20 protein-coding genes and 1 tRNA gene are annotated in these 24,747 nt (G+C 61.7%); 10 read left to right on the top strand and 11 right to left on the bottom strand.

Annotation, left to right across the window (positions count from 1 at the left end):
* Positions 1-109 precede the first annotated feature (109 nt).
* Positions 110-631, top strand: coding sequence for a peptidylprolyl isomerase (locus tag FWD29_05970; protein ID MCL2803482.1), 522 nt, complete (start codon positions 110-112; stop codon positions 629-631).
* Complete coding sequence (locus FWD29_05965) at positions 628-1,482, top strand: rhomboid family intramembrane serine protease (protein ID MCL2803481.1); 855 nt, start codon at positions 628-630, stop codon at positions 1,480-1,482. The genes FWD29_05970 and FWD29_05965 overlap by 4 nt, the downstream gene beginning before the upstream one ends.
* A 229-nt stretch (positions 1,483-1,711) precedes the next feature.
* Here the strand turns inward: FWD29_05965 and FWD29_05960 are convergent, their stop codons facing one another.
* Positions 1,712-1,963 (bottom strand): cell division protein CrgA, encoded by a 252-nt coding sequence (locus FWD29_05960; GenBank protein ID MCL2803480.1) that lies wholly within the window; start codon positions 1,961-1,963, stop codon positions 1,712-1,714.
* Positions 1,964-2,120: 157 nt separating this feature from the next.
* On the opposite strand from FWD29_05960, the gene FWD29_05955 reads away from it, so the two are divergent.
* From FWD29_05955 to FWD29_05945, 3 genes are read left to right on the top strand one after another with little or no spacing between them, the layout of a single operon-like run.
* Entirely contained in the window at positions 2,121-2,849 is a 729-nt protein-coding gene (locus FWD29_05955; GenBank protein MCL2803479.1) for a DUF881 domain-containing protein, read from the top strand.
* Entirely contained in the window at positions 2,846-3,976 is a 1,131-nt protein-coding gene (locus FWD29_05950; GenBank protein MCL2803478.1) for a class E sortase, read from the top strand. The genes FWD29_05955 and FWD29_05950 overlap by 4 nt, the downstream gene beginning before the upstream one ends.
* A gap of 2 nt (positions 3,977-3,978) precedes the next feature.
* Positions 3,979-4,275, top strand: a complete 297-nt coding sequence (locus tag FWD29_05945; protein MCL2803477.1) for a hypothetical protein — start codon at positions 3,979-3,981, stop codon at positions 4,273-4,275.
* On the opposite strand, the gene FWD29_05940 is transcribed toward FWD29_05945, so the two are convergent.
* Genes FWD29_05940 through FWD29_05905 form a run of 8 tightly spaced genes read right to left on the bottom strand, consistent with a single transcriptional unit; the run spans position 4,272 to position 14,066 of the window.
* Positions 4,272-5,195, bottom strand: a complete 924-nt coding sequence (locus FWD29_05940; GenBank protein ID MCL2803476.1) for a L,D-transpeptidase — start codon at positions 5,193-5,195, stop codon at positions 4,272-4,274. The genes FWD29_05945 and FWD29_05940 overlap by 4 nt on opposite strands.
* A 27-nt stretch (positions 5,196-5,222) precedes the next feature.
* Complete coding sequence (gene pknB / locus FWD29_05935; protein MCL2803475.1) at positions 5,223-7,208, bottom strand: Stk1 family PASTA domain-containing Ser/Thr kinase; 1,986 nt, start codon at positions 7,206-7,208, stop codon at positions 5,223-5,225.
* Positions 7,198-8,565 (bottom strand): serine/threonine protein kinase, encoded by a 1,368-nt coding sequence (locus FWD29_05930; protein ID MCL2803474.1) that lies wholly within the window; start codon positions 8,563-8,565, stop codon positions 7,198-7,200. The genes pknB and FWD29_05930 overlap by 11 nt, the downstream gene beginning before the upstream one ends.
* Positions 8,562-10,019, bottom strand: a complete 1,458-nt coding sequence (locus FWD29_05925; protein MCL2803473.1) for a penicillin-binding transpeptidase domain-containing protein — start codon at positions 10,017-10,019, stop codon at positions 8,562-8,564. The genes FWD29_05930 and FWD29_05925 overlap by 4 nt, the downstream gene beginning before the upstream one ends.
* Positions 10,016-11,464, bottom strand: a complete 1,449-nt coding sequence (locus FWD29_05920; GenBank protein ID MCL2803472.1) for an FtsW/RodA/SpoVE family cell cycle protein — start codon at positions 11,462-11,464, stop codon at positions 10,016-10,018. The genes FWD29_05925 and FWD29_05920 overlap by 4 nt, the downstream gene beginning before the upstream one ends.
* Positions 11,465-12,790, bottom strand: coding sequence for a protein phosphatase 2C domain-containing protein (locus FWD29_05915; GenBank protein MCL2803471.1), 1,326 nt, complete (start codon positions 12,788-12,790; stop codon positions 11,465-11,467).
* Positions 12,791-12,792: 2 nt separating this feature from the next.
* The gene (locus FWD29_05910) at positions 12,793-13,338 is read right to left on the bottom strand and encodes an FHA domain-containing protein (protein MCL2803470.1); all 546 of its coding nucleotides are present in this window, start codon (positions 13,336-13,338) and stop codon (positions 12,793-12,795) included.
* An 8-nt stretch (positions 13,339-13,346) separates the two neighbouring features.
* Positions 13,347-14,066, bottom strand: a complete 720-nt coding sequence (locus tag FWD29_05905; GenBank protein MCL2803469.1) for a DUF3662 and FHA domain-containing protein — start codon at positions 14,064-14,066, stop codon at positions 13,347-13,349.
* Positions 14,067-14,249: 183 nt separating this feature from the next.
* Between FWD29_05905 and FWD29_05900 the strand changes: the two genes are divergently transcribed.
* Positions 14,250-14,333, top strand: a tRNA-Leu gene (locus FWD29_05900).
* A gap of 781 nt (positions 14,334-15,114) precedes the next feature.
* On the opposite strand, the gene FWD29_05895 is transcribed toward FWD29_05900, so the two are convergent.
* Positions 15,115-15,933: an alpha/beta hydrolase gene (locus FWD29_05895; protein ID MCL2803468.1), complete on the bottom strand. Its 819-nt coding sequence runs from the start codon at positions 15,931-15,933 to the stop codon at positions 15,115-15,117.
* Between the two features lie 245 nt (positions 15,934-16,178).
* Here FWD29_05895 and FWD29_05890 point away from each other — a divergent pair, with 245 nt between their 5' ends.
* A complete protein-coding gene (locus FWD29_05890; protein MCL2803467.1) occupies positions 16,179-18,716 on the top strand; it encodes a glycoside hydrolase family 65 protein in 2,538 nt (845 codons plus the stop codon).
* A 90-nt stretch (positions 18,717-18,806) separates the two neighbouring features.
* On the opposite strand, the gene hrpA is transcribed toward FWD29_05890, so the two are convergent.
* On the bottom strand, positions 18,807-22,943 hold the full coding sequence (gene hrpA / locus FWD29_05885; protein MCL2803466.1) for an ATP-dependent RNA helicase HrpA: 4,137 nt from the start codon (positions 22,941-22,943) through the stop codon (positions 18,807-18,809).
* A 493-nt stretch (positions 22,944-23,436) separates the two neighbouring features.
* Here hrpA and rraA point away from each other — a divergent pair, with 493 nt between their 5' ends.
* From rraA to FWD29_05870, 3 genes are all read left to right on the top strand, one after another.
* Positions 23,437-23,916 carry a ribonuclease E activity regulator RraA gene (gene rraA / locus FWD29_05880; protein ID MCL2803465.1) on the top strand — a complete coding sequence of 160 codons (480 nt, stop codon included), beginning with the start codon at positions 23,437-23,439 and terminating at the stop codon, positions 23,914-23,916.
* Positions 23,917-23,996: 80 nt separating this feature from the next.
* On the top strand, positions 23,997-24,221 hold the full coding sequence (locus tag FWD29_05875) for a hypothetical protein (GenBank protein MCL2803464.1): 225 nt from the start codon (positions 23,997-23,999) through the stop codon (positions 24,219-24,221).
* Positions 24,221-24,592, top strand: a complete 372-nt coding sequence (locus FWD29_05870) for a type II toxin-antitoxin system PemK/MazF family toxin (protein MCL2803463.1) — start codon at positions 24,221-24,223, stop codon at positions 24,590-24,592. Before FWD29_05875 ends, FWD29_05870 begins: the two co-directional genes overlap by 1 nt.
* The last annotated feature ends 155 nt before the right edge of the window (positions 24,593-24,747 follow it).

Raw genomic sequence — 24,747 nt, 5'->3', positions numbered from 1 at the left:
AACTGACTCCATGCTAGTTCACCGGTCCCAGGCCTGGTGAACAACCTGGCCTTGGCGGTGTTGGCCCGACTTGTCAACCAGGCAGCAGTTGGCATGGGAGGATGGTTTGATGCGAGCGACAATTCACACCTCCAGTGGTGAAATCAATCTCGAACTATTCGAAGCCTCGGCCCCCGAAACGGTCGCTAACTTTGTTGGTCTGGCGGACGGGTCAAAGCCGTGGACCGATCCGGATACAGGTCTCCTGGCCGAGCGTCCACTTTTCCCAGGAACCGTTTTCCACCGTGTCATTAGCGGTTTTATGATTCAGGGTGGTGACCCTTTGGGCAACGGCACCGGCGGCCCGGGTTACGACTTTGATGACGAAATTGATCCTCAGCTGAATTTCTCCCAGCCTTATGTCTTGGCCATGGCCAACGCCGGCCTGCGGGGCGGGCGCGGCACCAACGGCTCACAGTTCTTCATCACGGTGGGGCCAACGCCGCACCTTTTCGGCAAGCACACCATTTTTGGTCAGGTCAGCGACGAAGCCTCGCAAGCGGTAGTGGACAAAATCGCCTCTAGCCCAACTGACGGGCGCGACAGGCCGCTTGATGACGTCATGATCGAGGCCGTCGACATCATCCCGTGACCACCCAAGGCGGCCAGCCGGTTTGCGCTTTCCACCCCGACCGCATCGCCTACGTTCAATGCCAGCGCTGCGGGGCCCGGGTCTGCCCGCCTTGCCAAACCCCGGCGGCCGTGGGCGTACACTGCCCGGCTTGCATTAGACAAGCCCAAACCGCCCGGCCAGCGGCAAAATCAGTCCTGGGCGTGTCGATTAGCCAATCCAAGCCCTGGGCCACTATGACGGCGATTGGGCTGTGTCTGGTGGCCTACGTGGCCCAAATGGCCAGCTCGACCGTGACCGGTACCAGTACCAGCCAGTTGGTCATCGACTTTGGTTTCTGGGCGCCGGCCGCTGGCGACAAGCCATATCTTTTCATCACGGCGGCCTTGCTCCACGCCACACCCATGCACCTGCTGTTCAACATGTGGTGTCTGTGGGTGGTTGGCACAAACATCGAGATGCTCATCGGTCGCGGCCGAATGGTGGTGTTACTACTGGTCAGCGCCGTAGCGGGCAATATGGCCGTTCTGGCCTGGTGGCAGTTGGTGACCCTTGGCGGTGGCGGCCAACCGGCCTTGACAATTGGCGCCTCAGGGGCGGTTTTTGGCCTTTTCGGCGCCTTGTTGGCGCTACGGCGCTCGCTGGGCGGCGATATGACCGGTATTGCCACCATCATTGTGCTTAACCTGGTTTTCAGCCTGCTGGTGGCCCATATCTCATGGCAGGCCCATGTTGGCGGGCTGTTAGCCGGTAGCGCCCTGGCAGCGGTCTACGCCTATGCGCCGCCGCAGCAACGAAAGGTGGCGGCCTGGGCTGGCGGTCTGGGCGGGGGGGCGGTTCTGATTCTGCTTTGGGTGGCTCTGGCGCTGTAATTGACCGCCACGGTCAATCAGTTTAGGCGCCTGAATTTGTACGCGGTCGCCAGCCTGTTGATAAAGCTGTGGAAAACCGCATATCCGCAGGTCAAGCCGGTAGAGCGCTGTGGACAGTAGCATAGGACGGCCAGGCTATTGACTCAACTTAGGTGAAACCACCAAGCCAGATACAAACTACATGGCTGTAGTTTTCCCCAGTGGTGGACAACCCTGGGGAAGGCGGGGCTTAGCGCCAGTTGGCTGTCATGCCAAAACCACCAAGTACCAGGCCAAACCCAATCAGTAGGTTCCACTGGCCAATGGACCGGATGGGCCAGGAGCCCTGGCTGATGTAGAAGACAATGACCCAGGCGAAGCCGACCAGCATGACGGTGAGCATTGTGGGAACCCACCACCCGGGCGACGGTGGTTTCGACTTCGATTGAGGCGGCGGGGTGTAACTCCGCTTCTTGATCTTGCGTGAGCGAGACTCAGGCACCGCAGGTTCTCCTTCAGCCGACAATGAAAAAAGTGCTATCAAACACTTTCCACGGACGCACCTGGCCAGGCGAATGGCTCTAGGCGACGAACCGTTATGGTGATACAGCGTAGTGGAATCAGGCCAGCTGCCGCTTGGCAGCTACTTAGGAGGCCGTGTGAGCAGGTGGTTCGGGGCCCGTGGGCCTGGTGCGGCCGTCTCGGTGGCTCTGGTGGCGCTGCTGGCCGGACTTCTGTTTACCGTCAATGCGCGCCTGTCTGGTGACAAGCTGGGGGACGGACCGGGGCTGCGCGGCATGGTCAGCGCCCGCGACCAAGAGGTCGCCCAGCTCGACCAGCGCCACGCCGCCCTTGAGGCCGAGATCGCCAGTCTGCTTGATGCCGGTGGCGCCGATGCGTCGCTGCCTAGGCCACCGGAGGTCCAGATCGCTTCCGGCTCGGTTGCGGTCACCGGCCCAGGTCTTGAGGTGACTTTGGCCGATTCGTCCCGTCAGGCCATTTCCGGGTTCAGTCCAGAGCTGCTAATTGTCCACCAACAGGACATTGACGCCGTTTTGGCCGCCCTTTGGGCCGGTGGCGCCGAGGCCATTTCGGTGCAGGATCACCGCCTGACCGCGACCACTGTAGTGCGCTGCGTTGGCAACGTCATCTTGGTCGGCGGGCGGGTCTACGCACCGCCCTATCGACTGGCCGCGATTGGGCCAGTAGAGGCAATGGAGCAGGCCTTAGACGACTCTTACCAGGTCCAAGCTTTTGTTGAGTCCGCTGGCGCACTAGGTTTGGGTTGGTCGGTCGAAAAAGCAAATCGGCTAGAGTTGGCTGCTGCGGCCAGCACCAATTTGTCCCTTCGCTACGCCAAACCGACGTCAGGTAAGGAAAGGTTATGACCCAGGGCCCTGATAGTCACGACGACGTTGAGCGGATGCTGCGTCGCCGCCGGCAGGGCGAGGACCTACCTGGCCCTGGGCCTCATGTCGATGAGGCCAGCGCTGCGGCCGCCCTCGGCTCAGCCGCCATTAGCCGGAAGTCCGTCCTTGGTAGGACTGCGGCCCAAAGGCCGGCAGATCCCCCGCAGGTGCCCCAACAGGCCACGGCGCCGCTGGCCGCAACCGGTCAACCTCCCCCGCCTCCGCCGCCACCTAGCCAGCCGGCGCCAGCACCGGATCAGAACCTTGTTTCCGCTGCCCCAGTCGACCAAGACCAAGAAGAAGACAACGGCATTGGCCCGGTGGCGTGGCGCACGGTCGCACCGGTGCCCCCGCCCAGCCACAGAGCCGAAGAAGAAAAAAAGCGGCGCAAACGCCGTCCTTTCGCCATTTTCACTGGCATTTTGGGCGAGTTGCTGATCACCGCAGGCTGCCTGCTGGGTTTGTATGTGGTGTGGGAGCTGGTTTGGACCACTGTTGAAGCCAATAGGCAGGTCAGGGCCGAGGTCAAAGAGATCAGGTCCGACCCAAGATGGGTCACACCTGAGGGCGGCTTTGCCCCTGAGCACACCGGTGCCCCGGCCGAAAAATGCGTTGGCCCGGTCCCGGCTTTCGGCGAGGTTTGGGGGCAGATGCTGGTGCCAAGGTGGGGCGCAGACTACGACATCCCGGTGGTAGAAGGCATTGATCGTGTCGAAATCCTCAACCGGGGTGTGATTGGTCATTACCCAGACACCCAAAAACCCGGCGAGATTGGCAATTTTGCCACCTCGGCCCACCGCACCACCTACGGCGCCCCCTACAACCGGGTTGAAGAACTCCAGGTAGACGACCTGGCCATCTTGGAGACCCCCAATTGTTACTTGGTCTACAAAATGTATGGCACCGAAGTGGTTTACCCCAACGAATACCGGGTGGTTTGGCCGGTGCCGAATGAAGCTGGCGCGGTGCCGACCAAGCGCATCATGACCTTTACCACTTGTCACCCGCCGTTCTCGGCCCGGCAGCGTTTTGTGGTCTGGTTTGAGATGGCCTATTGGACCGACAAAGACGAAGGCAAGCTCGAGGCCTTGGGGGTTGGTGAATAGCGATGTACGGATGGTTGTGGCGCCAGGCCCCAGGGCCTTGGTGGGTCAAGCTTTTCTTTGCCCTGGCCCTAATTGGCGCCGTTGTGGCGTTGTGTTTCCAGTTCTTTTTCCCCTGGATCTCACCCAAGCTGCCTTTCAATCAGTCGACCATCGAGGGCGGACCGGAAAGCCCCGGCCCCACGCCAACGGTGACAGCGCCAGCCCAAGGTGACGAATCGCCATCGGCCACAGATCCGGCGGCCGGTGACGAAGAGCCAACGGTGACAGATCCGGCGCCAGGCGACGAGCCGAACCCTTAAAGGATTATGTCGACCGGACTGCCGGGCAGCACCACATAGAGCTGTTCTAAGTCCGCCATATGCAGGCGGATGCAGCCGTTGGTAAAGGCACCGCCGGTGGTGCCGATCTGGGCCTCGGCCCCAACCGGTCCGTGGATGGCGGTAATGGCGTCGCCTGAGCCTTGCCAGTCATTGATGGTCTCCGAATGGGCTGAAAGCGCCAACACCTGCGGGCCGTAGCTGGCGTTTGGGCCCGGGGCCAGCATGGTCAAATAGAAATGGCCCAGAGGAGTTGGCGTGGCCGGCCCGCCCACCGCTACCGGCACTTCCAGCACCAGCTGATTGGCTTCGAAAAGGCGCAGCCGCCACTCGCCCACCGACACCTCAATGCGGTACGGCGTGGTCGAAAGCTCGACCTCATCCTCACGCACCCAGCCGGTTGTCTCGTTAGGCCGCATCGGCAGCCTGATGTGCAGAAAGTCACCCTGCCGGTCGATTACCGGCACAATGCCCGGATAACCCCACCAGGTGCCCTCAATGTTTCGGTCAACCGCCCCGCCGGGCCCGGCATATATGTCGATCTGGCCGGGCAGGTGGGCCACCTCGGTTATGCCCGTGGGTTGGGGCGGTTTGGCCGATGCCGTTGGGCTGGGCTTGGGCGGCAGGGTGACCTTGGGCCAGACATGGGTTGACAGTTCCGGCACCACCGCCGGCAGGGTCAGGGTCCAGATGATGCCGGCAGCAGCCAGTAGCGCCGCCAAGATGATGGCCAGCGCCCAGCGACGCTTGGCCGGGCGGTCCTCTCCTCCTGGCGGTGTTTCGCCGCGAAGGTCAAGTGAAGATTCGCTGGCAGGCTGGTCCGGGGCCAAGGCAGGCCTTGACGGGTCCGCCGGGCGGGGAGCACCACTTGGCCCACGGTCCTGGCCATCGACGCGCATCATTCACCAACCCCTCGGCCTGCCTCAAACTCAGGGGCTGGCAGTTGGAGAAGGCGGGGGCGGTGGCCGCTCGCCGCGGATGGTAACAGTTGAGCCCTTTTCAACCTTTGTGTCGGGTGCCGGGTCAACGGCCACCACTTTGGCGTCATCGCCCGTATCTCCAACCACGTTAGGTACCAGCCCGGCCTGCACCAACAGGGTCTTGGCCTGGCCCACGGTCAAACCGGCCACCGCCGGCACGGTCGCCATATCCGGCGCCCGGGCAATCACAATCGAAACCGGAGAGCCTTGGGCGGCGGTCGATCCAGCTGCCGGGCTGGTGGCGATAACCGTGCCTGGCGCGGCCTCTGAGGTTTGGTCGGAAATATCACCGACGGTGAAACCAGCTGCCTGCAGGGCGTTGGTGCATTCCGACTGGGTCTGGCCGGCGCAATCAGGTACCACGTTGTTGCCGGTTGAGACGTACAGGGTGATAGTGGCACCGCGTTTGACCGTCTGGCCAGCTGCCGGGTCAGTTTTGACGACATTGTCCTTTGGCACAGTGGGGCTGTCAGCAGTTTCGACCTTGCTGGCCACCTCCAGCCCGGCGGCCTCGAGCATTTGGCGGGCCTCGTCTTGGCTGCGGCTAGCCACATCTGGCACCTCCAGGGCCGAGGATCCCAACGAGACGAAGTAGACCACTGTTGAACCCTCTTCAGCCTTCTGGCCGGATTCGGGGTCAAATCGAGTGACTTTGCCTTCTTCGATGTCCTCAGAGACTTCTTCTTTGCGTTCGGTCTTGAACTTGGCTTCTTCCAGGACCGCTTTGGCGTCATCTTCGCTGCGAGATTCGGGTACGGCCGGAACCTCGACCATGACGGCATCGGCTGGGGGCTCGTCCCCGCCGCCGCGCAGAATCATGAATAGCAGGATGCCCAGCACAATCAAGGCGACCCCGGCGATGACCGAAATGATGATGATGCGCTTCTTTTTGGTCCTGGCCCTTTCGGCCTCTTCTTCAAGCTCCTCATCGCTTGGCAGTACGCCCGTCAACCCGCCCGCCGGTGTCGGTGACATGGGCGCGGCGGCCGCGGTCGCGGCGGTCGGGGCCAGCAACTGAGTGGCGGCGGTGGCCGGACCAACCGGCGGAGCCGAGACGCCTCGACCCTGTTTGGCTGCCTCCAGATCAGCTAGGAATTCTGAGGCCGTCGAATAGCGGAAGTTGCGGTCCTTGGCCAGGGCCTTGAGCACAATCTGGTCCAACACGGCCGGCACATCTGGTGCCTTGGTTGAGGGCGGTACGGCGGCTTCGCGGACATGCTGGTAGGCCACGGACACGGCCGAGTCGCCAACGAATGGCGGTGCGCCGGTCAGCAGTTCAAAAAGCACACAACCGGTCGAATACAGATCAGAACGGGCGTCGACGTTTTCGCCGCGGGCCTGTTCCGGGCTGAGGTACTGGGCCGTGCCGATAACGGCCTGGGTTTGGGTGATAGTCTCCGAAGTTTCGGCCAGGGCCCGGGCAATGCCAAAGTCCATGACCTTGACCTGGCCGGTTACGGTCAACATGATGTTGGCCGGCTTGATGTCCCGGTGCACAATGCCCGCGTGGTGGGCGTATTGCAGGGCGGATAACACCCCAACGGTGATGTCGGTGGCTTCGTCGATGGGCAGCGCCGCGCCATCGCGCATCAACTCACGCAAAGTGTGGCCCTCAACGTACTCCATGATGATGAACGGCAGGTGATGGGTTTGGCCCGCCGGGTCGACGGTGACATCCTCGCCGGTGTCATAGACCGACACGATGGCGGGATGGTTCAACGATGCCGCCGCCTGGGCTTCCCGGCGGAACCGGGTCTGGAAGGCTGGGTCCTTGGCCAGGTCGGAGCGAAGCAGCTTTATCGCCACCGTCCGTCCCAGGCGCGTGTCCTTGCCGACGTGGACCTCAGCCATGCCGCCGCGGCCAATCAGCTCTCCAACTTCATAGCGTCCGGCCAAAATGCGCGGTGTGAACTCCGCCAACTGCTTACCTTTCATCCCAGACGCCATTAGGCGCCGTGTGTTCCAGCATGATGATCCCACGTTTGAAATTGTCTGCCTGGCCGGTGATGTGGGTCGGCGGGGCCGACTCAGCGCTGGGTGCACCATAGGCGGTGACCAGTCCCACAATGATAATGGCGATCAGGGCCAGCGCGATGAGGGCCAGGACCAACCTTTGGCGGGCCGGCCCCAGACCAGAAGGTCTGGGCCTGCCATCAGCTTTGACCGGCGCCACCGGCCGGACCGGTCGCCTAGGTTTAGCCGCTGGAGCGGCCGTCTTGGCCGTGGCCGCTTTGGTTCCAGCGGCACTCGGTCTGGTCTGGCCCACCAGGAGGGCCTGGGGGTTGTTTTCTAGCGCCGGTGCGGCCAACTCGTGGCTTGGGGGAGTCAGTCTGGGAGATGGTTCTGACGGCGGCATGGCCACTACCGGTTCGCTCTGTGGGAAGAGCTCTTCTCGACTCAGTTCCAATTCGCTGGTGCCCGGTTTGGCCGGGCGGCGGCGGGCCGCCAACAACTTCGAAGCCAGTTGGCGGTGAGTTTCCAGTACTTGACCTAGCCTTTCGGCCAGGTCAGCGCCATCGGCCGGCCTGTCAGCCGGGTCCTTTTCCAGTAGCACCATAATCAGATCGGAAAGTGACTGTTCGACTGAACCTGGCAGGGGCGGTGGCGCCTCGCGCACCTGGGCCAAGGCAATGGCGACCTGATTGGCCCCGGTGAAGGGGCGCTCGCCAACCAAGCACTCGTAGGCGATGATGCCTAAGGCGTAAAGGTCACCGGCCGGGGTGGCCACGCCGCCTAGGGCCTGCTCGGGCGCGAGGTACTGGGCCGTGCCCATGACTTTGCCGGTATCGGTCAGCGGGGCTTGGCCAGGGGTGATCGAAATGCCGAAATCAGTTAGTTTGACCTGGTCAGCTGGTCCCAACAGGATGTTGCCGGGTTTGATGTCACGATGGACCACGCCGGCTGAATGGGCTGCCTGCAAACCTAGGGCCGCCTGGATCAGAATCGGTAGCAAACGCATTGGCGCAACCGTGGTGTGGGTTGACAAGACGTCTGCCAGCGACTGGCCGTCGACGTACTCCATCACCAAGTAACCGGTGCCCTCTTCTTCGCCGTAATCGAAGACAGTGGCAATGTTGGGATGCAGCAGCATCGAAGCGTTATTGGCCTCGATCCGCAAACGCTTGAGCGAAGTCTCATCTCCGGTGTATTCGCTCCGCAGCACCTTGATGGCCACGGTCCGGTCATTGGCGGTGTCAAGAGCCCGCCAGACCTCACCCATACCGCCCACAGCGATCAGGGCGACCAGCTCATAGCGGCCTTTGGCCAGCTGCGCACCAATTTCTGGCCTCATGGCACCAACCCCGCCTCAATCACTTGCCGCATGATCGGGGCTGCCACCGTGCCACCGGAGGCACTTTGGCCTACGGTGCCGCCATCTTCGACTACCACCGCCACGACCAGTAGGCGACCGGCGGCCTCGCCAAAGCCAACTGTCCAGACATCGGGCGCCTGGCCTCCATCTTTCTGGGCCGTGCCGGTTTTAGCGCCGACCGTGACCTGGTCGATTTGGGCGCGTGTAGCCGTTCCATCATCAACCACCGAAATCATCATGTCTTTGAGTTGATTGGCCGTGGCTCGGCTGATCGGCTGGGACAGCTTCGAGGTCGGTGTGGTCGAAATGACCTGCAAGTCGGCGTCTCGGGTCGAACGCACTAGATGCGGTGTCATCAGTGATCCGCCGTTGGCGATAGCCGCGACCACCATGGCCATCTGCAAAGGTGTGGCCTTGTCGTTGTATTGGCCAATGGCAGCCATGGCTAACTGAGCTTTGTCCATCTCGGCAGGGAAAACCGAAGGGGTCACAGCCAGCGGCAGCTCCAAGGCGCGCCCAAAGCCAAAAGCCTGGGCCTGGCGGGCTATGGCGTTTTCACCCAGATCCATGCCCAGTTTGCCAAAGGCCGTGTTGCAGGACACTGTCATAGCCGCAGCCAGGGTCATTTTGCCGCTGGAGGCACAGCTCGAATCACCAAAGTTGGTCAGCTTGTGGGAGGTACCGGGCAGGTCAAGGGCGGTGGGCGCGTCAAGTTGACTATCCGGCTGGTAGCGGCCGGACTCCAGCGCGGCGGCGGCCGTAATCAGCTTGAAAGTGGAGCCGGGGGCATACAAATCGCCGCCGATGGCGCGGTTGTACAGCGGGCGCGAAGGGTCGGCTTCGAGGGTTTGGTAGACCTGGTTGACTTGCTGTTGGTTGTGGACTGCCAGGTCGTTGGGGTCGAAAGTTGGTTTTGAGACCATGGCCAGGATCTCGCCGGTTTTGGCGTCAAAGGCCACCACGGCGCCGCGTTGATCACCCAGGGCGTCCCAGGCGGCCTGTTGCAGCTTGGGTTCGATGGTCAATTCGACCGCACCACCGCGCGGTTGCTTGCCGGTGAACAGGTCCTGGACACGGGTCCAGAAAAGCGAATCGGATGTGCCAACTAGGACGTCGTTTTCAGTTGCCTCAATGCCGCTGGGTGGGCCCACCACCGTGAAATAGCCGGTAACTGGCGCGTAAAGCGGACCGTCAGCGTAAAGGCGTTGGTATGAGTAGTCGTCGTCGACCGGCTTGGAGGAAACAATGATGTCGCCACCGGCCACCACAATCGGTCCACGGTCGCGGTCGAAGGAGTCGTAGTAGGTGCGCGAATTGCGCGGGTCGGCCCTGAGTTCGCCGGCTTTGGCAAATTGGACATAGGTCAGGGCCCCGGCCAGGGCCAAAAACATCACGATGACCAGGGCAGTGGTCCGCCGGATTTGGGTGTTCATACCCGGCTCACCGCCTTGGGCGCAGTGGCGTTGGCGGCGGCCCGCTGCCGCTCAGCCTCAATCACCGGAGCCAGGTCGATTTCCGAGGTTGGTGGGGCCGGGCGGCGAGCGCCGTCAGAAATCCGTAGCAGCAGACCGACAATGATCCAGTTAGCCACCAAGGAGGACCCGCCGTAGGCCAGGAACGGTACGGTCAGGCCGGTTAGAGGAATGAGCCGGGTGACCCCGCCAATCACCACGAAAACCTGGAAGGCCATGGCGAAGGACAGTCCAGCGGCCAGAAGCTTGCCAAAGCCATCCCTGACCCCAATGGCCGTGCGCAAGCCCCGTTGGGCCAAGATCAACCCCAGCAACAGGATCGCCAACAGCCCGGTTAGTCCCAGTTCTTCACCCAGCGAGGGAATGATCGAATCGGAAAAAGCTAGTGGGGTGATGGCCGGGCGGCCGCGGCCCCAACCAGTGCCGAATAGGCCGCCGTTGCCCAGACCAAAAAGGCCCTGGACAATCTGATAAGAACCGCCCGGATCGCGGTCGTAAAGCGTCTGGGAGAAGGGGTCAAGCCAAATCTCGAAACGGGCCTTGACATGGCTGAACGACTGATACGCCAAAAAGACGCCGCCGGCCGAAAGCAGCAGCCCCAAGATGATCCAGCTGGGCCGGTCAGTGGCGACATAAAGCATCACCACGAAGACGCCAAAGAACAGTAGTGATGTGCCCAGGTCTTTTTGGTAGACCAGGACGGCCAGCGAGGCCGCCCAGGCCAACAAGATAGGCCCGGTATCACGCAACCGTGGTAGCTGAAGGCCAAGCAGGCGCGGCCCGGCCAATGACATGGCGTCACGGTGGGTCACAAAGTAGCCGGCAAAAAAGATGGCTAGCAAGACCTTGGACAACTCGGCTGGCTGGAACGACAACGGTCCAAGATGAATCCAGATTCGCGAGCCATTGATTGTGGCCCCGATACCCGGCACCAGTGGCAGCAGCAGGCCAATCAGGCCCAGGATCATTGAGGTGAAGGTGACACGGCGCAAGATTCGGTGGTCCCGCAGCAAGACCACCACCGCCATTGCTGCTACTACCCCGATCACCGTCCACAGCATTTGCTTGGTCGAAATTCCGACATAGTCGGCGTGCTGTGTGACCTCACTGGCCCGGTAGGTCAGGTCTAGGCGATAAATCATGGCAAGGCCTATCCCGTTCAGCGTCACCACAACCGGTAGGAGGACCGGATCGGCGTAGGGCGCTCGCCATCTCACCAGTAAATGGAAAGCCAAGGCCAGGACGGTGAAGGCACCGCAGTAGAGATTCATCTCGGCTGGTACGTGACCGGTCATGGCCAAGCCAACCTGGGCGTAGGCGAAGAAAGACACGCCTAGCGCCATGGCCAGCAGCATGAACTCGACCCAACGACCGGAACGGGCCTGGTTCGGCAAGATGGTGGCCATCTATCCCCCAGCTGTGCGGTCAGCGGTGGGCGAGGGCGAAAGTGATGGTGAGGGTGAAGGTGAAGGGGACGCCCGGGGGCTGGCTGGGGCCGCCGGAATTGGCGGGTTGGTGGGCTGGGACCGTACCGATTCGCTTTTGGCCTGAATCACAGTTGACAGGCCCAGGTCCAGATCATCGACCGGGAAGGTTTGGCTGAACCGCACACGCCACATCTGATTCAGTTCGTCAAGCTGCACGTTAGTGCGTTTGACCACATGAGACAGGTGAATTGGTCCAATTGACTGGGGTATGCCCTGGTAAATGACAACCTGACCGGACTCAGGTGCAATGTAGAACTGGGTCTGGGTCCAGCGGTAGGCAGCGAAAAGGCCCACAGCTACTGCTGCCAGCAGGGCCAACAAAACCGCCAGCACGGTCAGCCTGCGCCCCAGGCGAGATGGCTTACGCGTGTCCGGCAGATCGGCATCGTCGGTTTCGGTCTTCTGGCCTAGTGACGCCGCCCGCCCGGCTGCCCCTCCCCCACCGCGGGTGGGCCGGTTACGGTCAATCGCGGCTGCGCCAACAACTTGGACGGCCGTTTCGACCGGCTCGGAGGCGGTTAGGTCGACCACATCGGCCACCACACAGGTGACATTGTCGGGGCCACCGCCGCGCAGCGCTAGTTCGACCAGCCGGTCAGCACAGGTGGCTGGGTCGGATTCGGTCATTAGGGTCTTGGTCATAGTGCCCAGCGAAACCACCGAGCTCAGTCCGTCGGAACAGAGCAACCAGCGATCACCGGCCACAGCCTTGCGGGCGGAAATATCGAGTCCGCCAATCAACTCGACGTCTCCCAATACCCGCAACAGCAGTGACCTTTGGGGGTGGCGTTCGGCCTGGTCGGCCTCGAGACGCCCGGAGTCCACCAGGAACTGGACAAAAGTGTGGTCAACCGTGACTTGCTCTAGTTCGCCTTCTCTGAGCAAGTAGGCGCGTGAATCACCGATGTGGCCCAGCACAAGGCGGTCGCCGGAGCGCAGCAGGGCGGTGATTGTGGTGCCCAAACCGGCCAGATCTGGGTCGTCCGCCACCAGGTCGAGCAGTTCGTCGTGGGCGGATTCGAGACACAGTTCGAGGTCTTCGGCGGCTTCATCGGCGCCAACGGCTTCATCGTCAAGTGGGGCCAGGTGAGCAATCGCAACCGATGAGGCGATGTCACCGCCGGCGTGGCCGCCCATGCCGTCCGCCACCACCAACAAATGCGGTCCGGCGTAAGCCGAATCCTGGTTGTTGGCGCGCGTCAAGCCAATATCTGACTTGGCGGCGTAGTGGAAAGTGACTGCCACGGTTACCTTCGGACCTCCAGGGTGGTGTTGCCAATGCGGAATGAACTCCCGTCCTTGAGCATAACCGGCCCCGTCATCCGCTTGTTTGCGAAAAAGGTGCCATTGGTTGAACCGAGGTCTTCTAGCTGCCACTGGCCCTGGTTCAAGACCAGCTGGGCGTGGCGGGAAGAGGCGAATTCATCGTCCAGCACCAGATTGGCCGAGGCTGACCGACCGATCACAACTCCGCCAGTGCTGAGCGGCAGCTGTGTGCCTCTGAGCTGGCCTGAAGTCACAATCAGCCGGGTTGGTGCCTCCGGGCTGAGTTCAACCGACCGGCGGGCCAAGGGGCCGGCCGGTCGGGCTGGGCCTTGGGCCACCGGGCTGCCTGGGACACCAGGGGCCGCCACCACTGGGGCATTTTTTGCTTTGGGTTTGCCCGCTCGCCCGCGGCGGGAGATGGTAGTGCCGTAGACGTCGCGGCGCAGCGTCGTTATGGCCACCAGCACCACTGCCCACAAGGCCACCAGGTAGCCCAGTCTGAGCAGCGAGACTGCCAGTTCACCCACGAAGCGGCTCAGCCCTGGACGTCGTCAGCGGCTTCGGTCTGTTCGCCTGTCCAAAAGACGACCTGAGTGCGGCCAACTGTGATGGTGTTTCCGTCAACCAGTAGGGCATTGGTTATGCGATGGCCCTCCACGAAGGAGCCGTTGGTCGAGCCAAGGTCAGTAGCGACTGGGCCGTCCGGGGTCAGTCTGATCTCGACGTGGCGGCGGCTGACTCCAGTGTCTTCGACAATGATGTCGGCATCAGAGCCGCGGCCAATCACGGTGACGGGCCCGGTCAGCAGGTAGCGCTGCCCATCAATGTCGACAATGGGGTGCTTTTGTGATGGTGTGCCGTTGGCGGCGGGGGCCACAGCGCCGCGGACGGTGGCAGACCTCACCCTAAAGCCGCCGGTGGCAAGTTCGGTGTTTTCTTCAAAGGTGACCGAGACCGGGCCTACGAAGGCATAGCGTTGGGATGCCGCATGAGCGGCCGCGCCCTCCTGGAGTTCTTCTCCCATGGCCTCTGCACCCCAGTCGAGGATGCGGTCAAAATCGTCTGGTGCCAGCTCGATCACAAACTCGTTTGGCACCACCGCCCGGCCTCTGGCCAGCACGGCTGCTTTCTCGTCCAACTCACGCCTCAGAGCTGATGCCAGTTCCACGGGTTTCACCTCACTTCGGGACGCCTTGGCAAAAGCACCATTGACAGCACGCTCGACGCCCTTCTCGAAACGGTCGAGGAATGTCATACTCATCCTTCCTCGCGACTACCTAGCCCAGCATCATCGTAACGACTTGTGGGGCGATCAAGGCCTCTACGTCGCCGTTAGCCTGAACTAACCGTCCGGGCCTGGGGTGATTAGCACCCAAGGCCACTGAATCTACTATCAATTGCCGTTCATGGCTGCTGACGTGCTACCCTCTTGCCTCGCGCGCGAGTGGCGGAATAGGCAGACGCGCACGGTTCAGGTCCGTGTGCCCGCAAGGGCATGGGGGTTCAACTCCCCCCTCGCGCACTTCGAGGAAAGCCGAGCGCCAACGAGCTTGCTCGGTTGGCCGAGGCCGACGAAGAAGTTTACGAGCGCGTAGCGCGAGGAGCACAGGCGAGGAGAGCTGAGTGCCAACGAGCTTGCTTGGTTTTGCGAGGCCAACGAAACTGTTGACGAGCGCGTAGCGCGAGGAGCACCGCACTGTGATGTCGTGGGACATTGTTGCCACTATGTCTCGGGTGATTTGTTTTCGTGGTGCCCCTTGCCACAGATCCAGCTGCGCCATGGTTCGGCCGAATCGACTTGAACGATTGAGTTATTCGATCAGATCGAGGTGAACGGTTCGATGATCGGGCCAGAGCGTTTCCCCAGGTGGACCGAAACTGCCGTCATTGAAACGATCAGGTCGATTCGGTGCTGTCATCGAAGTGTTCAGGTCGATTGGCCGGTGCCATCGAAGTGTTCAGGTCGATTGGCCGGTGTCATCGAAGTGTTCAGGTCGTTTGACCGGTGCCATCGAAGTGTTCAAGTCAATTGTTGCCCCGCAGCGACCAAGCACCAAAACAGGCCGCTTCGCGACCCTGGCCGCAGTTACCCACAGAGTTTTCAACAGGCGGCCTGTGTTTGCACGTCGGCGTGTGGAAAGACCGAGCAGACCTGTGGATTATTCCGACTCAGATTCGCTAATATGCCTCTGGTCAGCAGATATAACCCTTGTGGGCTGTGGACAAGGTAGTCGCGCCTGTGGATTATCAGAAGAACCGGCGCTAGTCAAGTTGGAATCTGACGGCCAAACAGCCGGTGTCCACTACTGAGCCTGGGCGTATTCGCCTGTGACGACAAATCTAGTAGCGGCCTCAATGACCGGCTTAGAAATGAGAATCCGGTGGTGGCCCAGACCACTGGTGGTCATCAGGCGAGCGGTTGGCCAGGCCGCGGCCATTTGCTCTGCCGTGTCATAGGGGGTTTCCTTGTCTGCCCGGTCGTGAATAATCAAGGCCGGCGGCAGTCGCCCAGTTTGGGCCATGGTGGCAACGTCGAAGTCCGACATTTTCCACTTGGCCCACAGTTCCATGTAGTCGATCATGCGTTTGATGGTGGAGGAGCGGAAACCCAAGCTGCGGCCGTACTTGTTGGCTTGGAATTCCATATCCGGGTTGGGTGCGACCAGCACCAAACGCTCGGCCCTGACCTCGCCGTCCAAGATGGCACGGCAAATATTGGCACAACCGAGCGAGTGGGCAATGACGGCATGAGGCTGGCCAAAATGGTGGATGACGTTTTCGATGCCCTCAATCATCTCGCCGCCACTGGAGTGGTCGGAACCGTAGCGTCCGGGTTCGGAGTCTCCATGAGCGGCCGTATCGGCGGCGATCACCCGAAAACCGGCCTCGACCAGCGGCTGGACAAAAGCCGCCACCTGGCCACGCCAACCACCCCAGCCGTGTACCAGGTAGACCAGACGATCGCCCGAGCCCCAGGACTCGACCACAAGACGTTCAGGTAGGCCAGTGTCCAAGGTTTCTACCTGGCCGCTTTGCGCTCGGTTGTCCTGGCGCCGGCCCTTGTTACCAGGTAGTTTGTGCCAACGCCTGGCAGCGGTTCGCGCGGCCAAACGTGGTGTCACTAGGCCGCCACCAACAAACAGCACCCAGCCAATTCTCTGGGCAAGCTTGACTCGAAATGGGACACGCCCAGGCTTGCGATTGAATGAAGCGACCACTGATCGACCACAATAGCTTCATCGAGCCCTAGGATCGTGTTTGACGTTGCTCTGAGAGACATATTGTGGCCCTCGAAGTCAACGTGTTTGCTGGTAGTTGCTTCGCGGCTACCCGTGCGGATGCACCGGCCCATAACGGAGGCGAGGACATGACTTGGTCCCCCATCACCGATCCGCTTGATCGCACGCGCTTTCCGGTAGATCCGTGGGTCTTGCGCGAAGTCTCATGCAGCCAAAATGATCTGGGAATCGGCGAAACCCTGTTCGCGGTGGGCAACGGCTATCTAGGCATGCGCGGCAATGTCGAAGAGGGCCGCAACGCCTTTGAACACGGCACTTACGTCAACGGTTTTCACGAAACCTTCCGCATCCGCCACGCCGAGGACGCCTTCGGCTTTGCCAAAGTTGGCCAGACCATAGTTAACGTTCCAGATGCCAAGGTGATCAGACTTTACGTTGATGATGAGCCCCTGCTATTGGGCGTGGCTGATCTTGAGCGCTACGAAAGGGCGCTCGACTTCAAGAACGGCCTCTTGAGGCGCGAGCTGGTCTGGAGAACGTCATCGGGCAAACGAGCACATATCCGCTCCACCCGCCTGGTTTCCTTCCCCGAAAAGCACCTGGCCATGATGACCTACGAGGTCACCATGGACACTGACGCGCCCATCATGCTGGCATCACAGCTGATCAACCGCCAAGACGGCGGCGACGAATACCATCTACTGGGGGCAGATGCCGGCCAGCGGGGCTTTGATCCGCGCAAGACCAGCCAACTGTCCGAGCGTGTACTTCGGCCTGAACTAGGTCGCGAAGAGGACGAGGGCCAAGTGGTTTTCCTGGGCTACCGCGCGATCAATTCAGGGATGACAGTGGCGGTGGGTATGGACCACCTGGTTGAAACCGCTAACGACTACGCCGTGGCCAATCTGATTGAGCCGGATATCGCCAAAACCACCTACACCGTCCAAGCCCGGGCAGATGTGCCGTTCAAGCTGGTCAAGCTGGTGTCCTATCACACGTCACGAGGTGTACCAACACCCGAGCTAGCAGAACGCGGCCGGGTGACCCTGCGCCGGGCGCGGGAAGCCGGCGAAGCCGCTATTCAAAAAGACCAGCGGATCTGGCTGGACAAATACTGGGAGCTGTCTGATGTGGTGGTACACGGCCAGGCCGCCGTCCAGCAGGCCGTGCGCTGGAACCTGTATCACGTGGCCCAGGCCGCGGCCCGGGCTGAAGGCGCTGGTATTGCGGCCAAAGGCGTGACCGGATCTGGCTATTCGGGTCACTATTTCTGGGATTCCGAAATCTACATCATGCCCTTCTTGACGTTCACCAACCCCGGCTGGGCTCGCAACGCGCTGCGCTTCCGCTACACCATGTTGGAGGCGGCCCGGCGACGTGCCTCGGAGATGTCTGAGGCAGGGGCTTTATACCCTTGGCGGACCATCAACGGCGAGGAGGCCTCGGCCTATTACGCCGCTGGCACTGCCCAGTACCACATTGACGCCGACATCGCCTACGCCCTGGTCCAATACCTGCAGGTGACTGGGGACGTTGACTTTCTGGAACGTGAGGGCATCGACATACTGGTCGAAACCGCCCGGATGTGGTCCGGCTTAGGTTTCATTCGCCGGTCCGGTCCGGGTGGGCGCGGGCAGTTCCATATCCACGGCGTCACTGGTCCAGACGAATACACCACGGTGGTCAACGACAATTTGTTCACCAACGTCATGGCCCGGTTCAACCTGCGAGCGGCGGCCCAGGCACTGCGGTCGATGGAAGGCATCAACCCGGTGTCCCACCAGCGGGCCGTGGCCAGGTTGGGTTTGCTGCCAGATGAGCCGACTTCCTGGATGAAGGCGGCTAACGCCATGCATATCCCGTATGACGATTTGCTTGGCATCCATCCGCAGGATGACCAGTTTCTGAAGAAGGAGCTGTGGGACCTAGAAGCCACCCCGCCTTCCCAGATCCCGCTGCTGCTGAACTTCCATCCGCTGGTGATTTATCGCTTCCAGGTTCTCAAACAAGCCGACGTGGTCTTGGCCCAGTTCTTGGCTTCGAAGGAATTCACGGCCAAACAGAAGCTGGCCGATTTCGACTACTACGACCCACTGACAGCTGGGGATTCATCGCTTTCGGCCGTGGCGCAGGCCATTATGGCGGCCGAGGTGGGTTACCAAGAACTGGCCCTGAAGTACTTTGGCAAGGCCCTTTACGTGGACTTGGGCGACTATCACGGCAACGCGGCCGATGGCGTTCACGTGGCCTCGGCTGGCGGCGTCTGGTCGGTCTTGGTCTGCGGTTTTGCCGGATTGAGAACCGATGCCGGCCAGCTAGAGTTCTCTCCCAGGCTGCCGGAGTTGTGGGATGGGTTGACCTTCAAGCTTCGGGTCGGTGACACGTTGATTGACGTTGATCTGCTGCAAAACGAAATGGTTTTCACCGGTCTGAGTGGTTCCGGTGCCGAGGTCATAGTCTGTGGCGACCGGGTCGAGGTCTTAGTTGGCGTCTCGGTTAGCGTGCCACTGGCCGGTCAGGGCCCGCGGCTGCTCGGTGCGCCCACGGCCCGGGACATCGCCGGAGCGTTGCGGGCCGACGGCTCGATCATCACAGCCTCGGTGCCAGTTTCGCCGGAGGATACCGCTGAGATGCCGCTAACTAGTCTCAATCCGCGTATCTACTAGAGGTGTTACCCGTGTTGACGTGGTCAGCGCGAGGCGCTGACCTAAGGAAACGCGGCAGACAAGCAGAGTCTTGGCCTTGGGGAGGGTTGACTAGCACTCCCCAAGAGCTCTGGTGATGCGTTTGGCGCTGATGGGGTAAGCCGTGCCCAGATGCTGAGCAAAGAGCGAGACGCGTAACTCTTCGATCATCCAACTGGCCCTGTCGAGTTGTGGTGGTTTTGGCTGGCCGGGGGGCAGGTTGGCCAAGGCGGCGGCCAGAGCTTGTTCGCTTTGCTGGACGGTGTAGAGGCCGCGCTCCTCAAGGGCCCGGTTTTGGCCCAGGCGATCGAGCCTGTAGGCGTCCGCTGACAGATATCGGTGCAGATCATCGAGGCGGTCCAGACCGGCCCGGCTGATCCAGCCTGCGGCCAGCAGGTGGTCGAGGTGCTGACGGATGTCCATGGCGGTGCCCAGCACCTCAAGGGCGGTGGCTTTGTCGGCTCGCCGGTCGATCTCACGGCCCAAGCTCTCCAGCCGACCGACTTGCATTAGGACGGCTTGGGTCTTGGTTTCGAGGTTTTGCCGCAGATCAGAGTAGAGCGCCTGGTAGGCCTGCTGCGTCCAGGGTTGTCCTGCCTGTTTCAGGGCAGCGCCGATGACGGCTCGTTGGGCGTCGAGGACCAGACCATCAGGCTCTGGGTATCGGCTGGTAGCTAGGTCTAGGGCCTGTTCCGGCAGCAGGGCAGTGGTTAGACGCCTGGCCGGTAGGGCCAGTTCGCCTAGTAGCAGTTCGCAGGTGGCGGCGGTCATCCAGGCGGCTTGGTGAGCTTGGTCAGTCGCTAGACGTAAGGCGACACTGGCTCCATCCAGCGTCAGGGACGGGTAGCCGCGCACGTCCAGGCCATCGACTTGGGCGCTGATTTCGGTTGGCAGGTCGCCAAAGTCCCAGGTGGTCAGGTTTTCGCGACTGCCTGGCCAGCTGAGGGTTGTTGGCGCCTGGTCCACCGCTGTCTGGGCGGCTTTGGATCTGACGCTGGCCGCAACCACCCGTTCAATCGCGTCTTGTACGCCCGGCGTAGCTTCGTGGACCACTGAAGGCAGGTCGGCCCCGGAGGCCAGGATCTGGCCTTTTGACCCCTCGATCACAAAGCTGAGGCGCAGGTGCTCCGGGATCGCGACCTCTTGCCAGGCTTGGGGCGGCACGTGAACCCCGCGCAGTTTCTGCATCACGCTGGTCAGGGCTTCGCTCAACGGTTTGACCCTGCCCTGGGGGTCAGTCCAGTCAGTCGGGCTGCCTAATGCCTGCACTGCCAGGCGGGCGGTCTCCTGGGCCGGCAGTAACATGGCCCGGTGCTTCTTTGGCAGGCCACGGATAAGGGCCTGAATCAGATCCTGTCTAAGGCCCGGGACCTGCCAATCAAAGCCATCAACCGGCACCTGATTTGCCTGGTCAACCCTGATATGTACAGTGATCCCATCATCATCTGTACCAGGGGCATGCTGATAGCTCAGGGGCAAGTCGAAATCGCCTTGCTGCCAAGTGTCCGGGAAGCCAGCCTGGACCGGATCCTCGGCTTCGATTAGGTCTGCCAGCTTGAGGGTTAGTTTTTCTGGGTTCTTCCTTTTGGTCTTGGACCACCAAGAGTCGAAGTGACCAACAGAGACAACTGAAGCTGGAATCCGTTGGTCGTAAAAGTCGAAGAGCTCATCTTCGCTCGGTGCGCTCAGATAGTTGCGTGAGCGCGCCGCCAGGTCATTGGCCCGGTCAAGGACCATTTGGTTTTGGATCCAGAAGCGGTGGTGGGTTTGCCACTGGCCCAGAACTAGAGCGTGGCGGATAAACAACTCCCGGGCCAAGACCTGATCATGAGGCGCCAGCTGTACCGTCCGGCCAGCAACCACCGGCAAACCGTAGACCAGCACCTTCTCTGTCGCCTCGGCGCTGCCGCGTTTGGTTGACCAACGTGGCGAGTGGTAGGAGTAGCGCGCCAAATGAGGTGCCATTTGCTCGACCCAGGCCGGGTCGATCTGGGCGCAGGTCCGGGCCCAAAGCCGGGTCGTCTCGACCAGCTCGGCCGCCATGACCCAGTCGGGTGGCTTCTTGAATAGGGCCGATCCAGGGAAGACGGCGAAACGCGCACCGCGCGGACCGACGTAGTCATTGCGTATCGCCCTCGACCTGGCACCGCGTTGGGGTTTGTCCCCGCGGCGGTCGGTGCCTACCTCGGTGGCCTTTTGCAGACCGATGTGGCTGACCAGTCCGCTCAGTACGGCCTTGTGGATTGAGTCGGTGTCCCGGCTGCGGCCTATTGGAGGTTCATGCGAAAGCTCGGTCTCGCGGCGTTGGGGCTGGTCAGTACTACCAGTGCCGGCAGTCTGCCAAAGCTCGGTCTCGCTGCATTGGGGCTGGTCAGTACTACCAGTGCCGGCAGTCTGCCAAAGCTCGGTCTCGCGGCGTTGGGGCTGGTCAGTACTACCAGTGCCGGCAGTCTGCCAAAGCTCGGTCTGGCGGCGTTGGGGGCTGCGGTCGGCTTTGTTGCGGCGGCGGCCAAGATCTTTTTGGGCCCGGCGCAGCTCTTGGACCAGGTCTTGCCATTCCCGCACGCGAAGGTAATTGAGGTATTCGGCCCGGACCAGGCGCCGAAAGGCCGAGGACGACTTGTCACGCCGGGCCTGGCGCAGGTAGTCCCAAAGGCTCAGCAGACCGAGAAAATCAGACGTCGGATTGGCGAAACGGGCGTGGCATTGGTCGGCCTGGGTCGCCAGCTCGGCTGGGCGTTCACGCGGGTCTTGGATCGACAAAGCCGCCGCCAGCACCGTCACCTCCCGGATCACGCCTAAGTCGGCAGCGGCCACGATCATCCGGCCCAAGCGCGGGTCAATGGGCAGGTGGGCAATCTGCCGGCCTACTGCTGTCAGTCTGGTGCGGCGGCCGTTCGTCTCGATGGCGCCAAGCTCCTGAAGTGTCCTAACACCATCTTGTACATTCCGCTCATCGGGCTTTTGTACAAATGGGAAGGTGGTGACATCGGTTGGCGATTTGGCCACTCCAACGGCGATCATCTGCAAGATGACTGCGGCCAGCGAGGTGCGCAAAATCTCGGGCTCGGTGAACTCAGGCCGCGAGTCAAAATCATCCTCGCCGTACAGCCGGATACAAACGCCTTCAGCCAGCCGGCCGCAACGGCCGGCCCGCTGATTGGCGCTGGCCTGGCTGACCGGTTCGATTGGCAGGCGTTGAACCTTGGTTGACCTGGAGTAACGCGAAATCCGGGCGGTGCCGGGGTCAATCACATAGTGAACCCCTGGCACGGTCAGCGAAGTCTCGGCCACATTGGTCGCCACGACGATGCGGCGGCGGGAGTGTGGCTCGAAGACCCGGTGTTGCTCGCGGGCGGACAGACGCGAATACAAAGGCAGGACCTCGATGGCGTCTGGTGGGCCGGCATCGGGCGAACCAAGCGGCAGCGTGCGGAAACTGGAGGTCAACGCCTCACTGGCGTCGCGGATTTCCCTCTCACCACTGCAAAAGACCAAAATGTCGCCGTTACCGTGCCGCATGAGCTCACGCGCCGCAGCGCAGATTGCACCGGGCTGATCTTCCGGCGTGCCCTCGATACCCGGTGGCCGGTAGCGGATTTCGACCGGATAGGTCCGCCCGGTCACCGCAATAACTGGAGCCGGGCTGGCCGCTGTGCCAAAGTGAGCGGCGAACAGTTCGGAGTCAATCGTGGCCGAGGTAATGATCAGCTTCAGATCAGGCCGCCGGGGCAGCAGGTTCGACAAATAGCCCAACAGGAAGTCGATGTTGAGGGAACGTTCGTGAGCCTCGTCAATGATGATGGTGTCGTAGGCGCGCAGCTGGGGGTCACGCTGAATCTGAGCCAGCAAGATGCCGTCGGTCATGACCTTGACCCGGGTGGCGGCACTGGTGTGATCGGTGAAGCGAACCTGGTAGCCGATCAGCTGGCCCAGCACGGTGCCGGTTTCTTGAGCTAGGCGCTCGGCCACAGTGCGGGCGGCGATGCGGCGGGGCTGGGTGTGACCAATCAGGGCGCCTTGACCGCGGCCAAGTTGAAGCAGAATCTTAGGCAGCTGGGTGGTTTTGCCAGAGCCAGTCTCACCGGAAACGATAACAACCTGGTGGTCGGCAATGGCTCGAGCGATCTCGCTGCGTCGCTGACTAACCGGCAGTTCCGGCGGGAATTGCAGCCGGATGCCTGAGTTGGTCTGGCCGTTGGCGGGCACTGTGCCATTGTCCCAGGCGGACGGCTGGGGCGAGTTCAAGCCGGCGCCGGGCGAGACCTTTGGGGCGGTCCAGTCGCATTGAGTGGCGGCCGGTCTGGTCGTCAGCCGGGTTTGGAGGAGCCAGCGGCTAGACCAGCCGGATCTGCCCGGGGTAGGTGGCGACCACCGGGTCGTGCGTCACCAGCACAAGCCGCTCATAGGTGCCCCTCGAACAGCTCACGGACTTGATCGGCCTGAATGGTGTCGAAATCGTCTGGCACCTCCAACTGATCCCGGAGGTGGCCAAGCGGTGGCTGCGACGCGGCCTCGTGCGAGCCCACCTGGTCCATCAGCGCCCTTTCTTGCCTCTCGGACCGAGCAATGGCTGGCCCTAAACAAACTCTGGGTGATGGAAGCCTAGTGGCTGACCGGTTGATCCTTCGAGTACAGATCTCCGGGGGAGCCAGCGGCTAGAGTTGGGGGAAGGAGCCTGGCGGCCATACAAGGAGGCATGATGAACCAGAACACCCCGGACCTATGCGATGAGTTTCCAGACATCGTCAAGGTCATGCATGTCTCCTTTAGGAATTATGGCCAGCGGGAATCATTCAGCGGCCCGGCTCGCACGGTCAAATGCTTTGAAGACAACTCGAAGGTCAAAGACTTAGCTGCCCAGAGCGGCGATGGTTGCGTCATTGTGGTCGATGGCGGCGCCTCAATGCGCCACGCCCTGCTAGGGGACATGGTCGCAGCCCAGCTCAGCGCCAACGGCTGGGCTGGCCTGGTCATATACGGCGCCGTGCGCGATGTCGAAGCTCTGCGAGAGATTGACCTTGGAGTTAAGGCCTTGGGCTCGGTGCCGCTCAAAACCGACAAGCGTGATCTGGGCGACATTGACGTGCCGGTCGAGATTGGCGGCGTCAGGGTCATGCCGGGCGACCACGTCTTTGCCGACGCCACCGGCGTTGTGGTGATGCCTGGTTCGCGCAGCTAGCGTCGCGCCCTGGGCCGGCGCTGGAACAGTGACACTGACGCAAGTCACAGTTGTGACACGGCTTGTGATACACTGACGGCATGGCAACGTTCACTGTTCGTCCTGACGTCCCCATGGAAGACGCAATCGCTTATGCAATAGACCAAACCGGGCAAACGCGAGCCAGGGTGATTAGGCAAGCCGTCTTGGACTACGAATGGACACTCCGGCGGGAAGCTCTGCGCCAGGAGTCATTGGCCTTGCGCGAAAACCCGGCTGACCGTGCAGAAGCGCTGGCCATCTTAGAAGACATGGGGAGCCTGTGATGCGCGGAGCGATCCACCCGTTGCGTGCTCCAAAAAAAGCGGCAGGGCATGAGCAACAAGGGCGCCGCTATTGCGTTGTGTTGCAGGAAGACGCACTTGAACTTTCGACGGTGTTGGTGGCGCCAACCTCCGCCAGCGCCCAGCCATCATCCTTTCGAGTGGCCATTGACCTGGGTGGGACCGAGACTCTGGTCATGCTTGAGCAAATGGGCGCCGTCGATGCAGGCTCGCGTTTGGGAGAGCTCATTGGCTATGTCACCACCGAGGAAATGCAGAGGATCGAGCGAGCACTGCTGCAGGTGGCCGGACTTGGCTGGCTTTGGGCCTGTCATGACCGCTGCGAGCGTCGCGCTGCCCCAGAGCCGCATTAGCCACATCAGCGGACGCAGATCCAAGGTGAGCTTCGCGGCTGAGGTTACGTTTGGTTGAGTGTGGTCGGGTGGCGGGTTTTCGGGGCCTGGCCTGTGGGTTTACTTCGAGTGGCGGCTACCGGGCTGGGTGGATGCCTGGCAACATCAGCTGCTAG

It is taken from the genome of Micrococcales bacterium, assembly GCA_009784895.1.
Lineage (GTDB): Bacteria > Actinomycetota > Actinomycetes > Actinomycetales > WQXJ01 > WQXJ01.
The sequence above is the reverse complement of the archived record's forward strand: the minus strand, read 5'-3'. Positions and strand labels throughout refer to the sequence as shown.

Excerpts from the sequence above, each read along its gene's own strand:
- FWD29_05925 (MCL2803473.1), bottom strand. The coding sequence starts at position 10,019 with ATGAACACCCAAATCCGGCGGACCACTGCCCTGGTCATCGTGATGTTT.
- FWD29_05905 (MCL2803469.1), bottom strand. The coding sequence starts at position 14,066 with ATGACATTCCTCGACCGTTTCGAGAAGGGCGTCGAGCGTGCTGTCAAT.
- FWD29_05930 (MCL2803474.1), bottom strand. The coding sequence starts at position 8,565 with ATGAGGCCAGAAATTGGTGCGCAGCTGGCCAAAGGCCGCTATGAGCTG.
- FWD29_05870 (MCL2803463.1), top strand. The coding sequence starts at position 24,221 with ATGCGCGGAGCGATCCACCCGTTGCGTGCTCCAAAAAAAGCGGCAGGG.
- FWD29_05945 (MCL2803477.1), top strand. The coding sequence starts at position 3,979 with ATGTACGGATGGTTGTGGCGCCAGGCCCCAGGGCCTTGGTGGGTCAAG.
- rraA (MCL2803465.1), top strand. The coding sequence starts at position 23,437 with ATGAACCAGAACACCCCGGACCTATGCGATGAGTTTCCAGACATCGTC.
- FWD29_05920 (MCL2803472.1), bottom strand. The coding sequence starts at position 11,464 with ATGGCCACCATCTTGCCGAACCAGGCCCGTTCCGGTCGTTGGGTCGAG.
- FWD29_05890 (MCL2803467.1), top strand. The coding sequence starts at position 16,179 with ATGACTTGGTCCCCCATCACCGATCCGCTTGATCGCACGCGCTTTCCG.
- FWD29_05970 (MCL2803482.1), top strand. The coding sequence starts at position 110 with ATGCGAGCGACAATTCACACCTCCAGTGGTGAAATCAATCTCGAACTA.
- FWD29_05940 (MCL2803476.1), bottom strand. The coding sequence starts at position 5,195 with ATGATGCGCGTCGATGGCCAGGACCGTGGGCCAAGTGGTGCTCCCCGC.
- FWD29_05950 (MCL2803478.1), top strand. The coding sequence starts at position 2,846 with ATGACCCAGGGCCCTGATAGTCACGACGACGTTGAGCGGATGCTGCGT.
- FWD29_05875 (MCL2803464.1), top strand. The coding sequence starts at position 23,997 with ATGGCAACGTTCACTGTTCGTCCTGACGTCCCCATGGAAGACGCAATC.
- pknB (MCL2803475.1), bottom strand. The coding sequence starts at position 7,208 with ATGAAAGGTAAGCAGTTGGCGGAGTTCACACCGCGCATTTTGGCCGGA.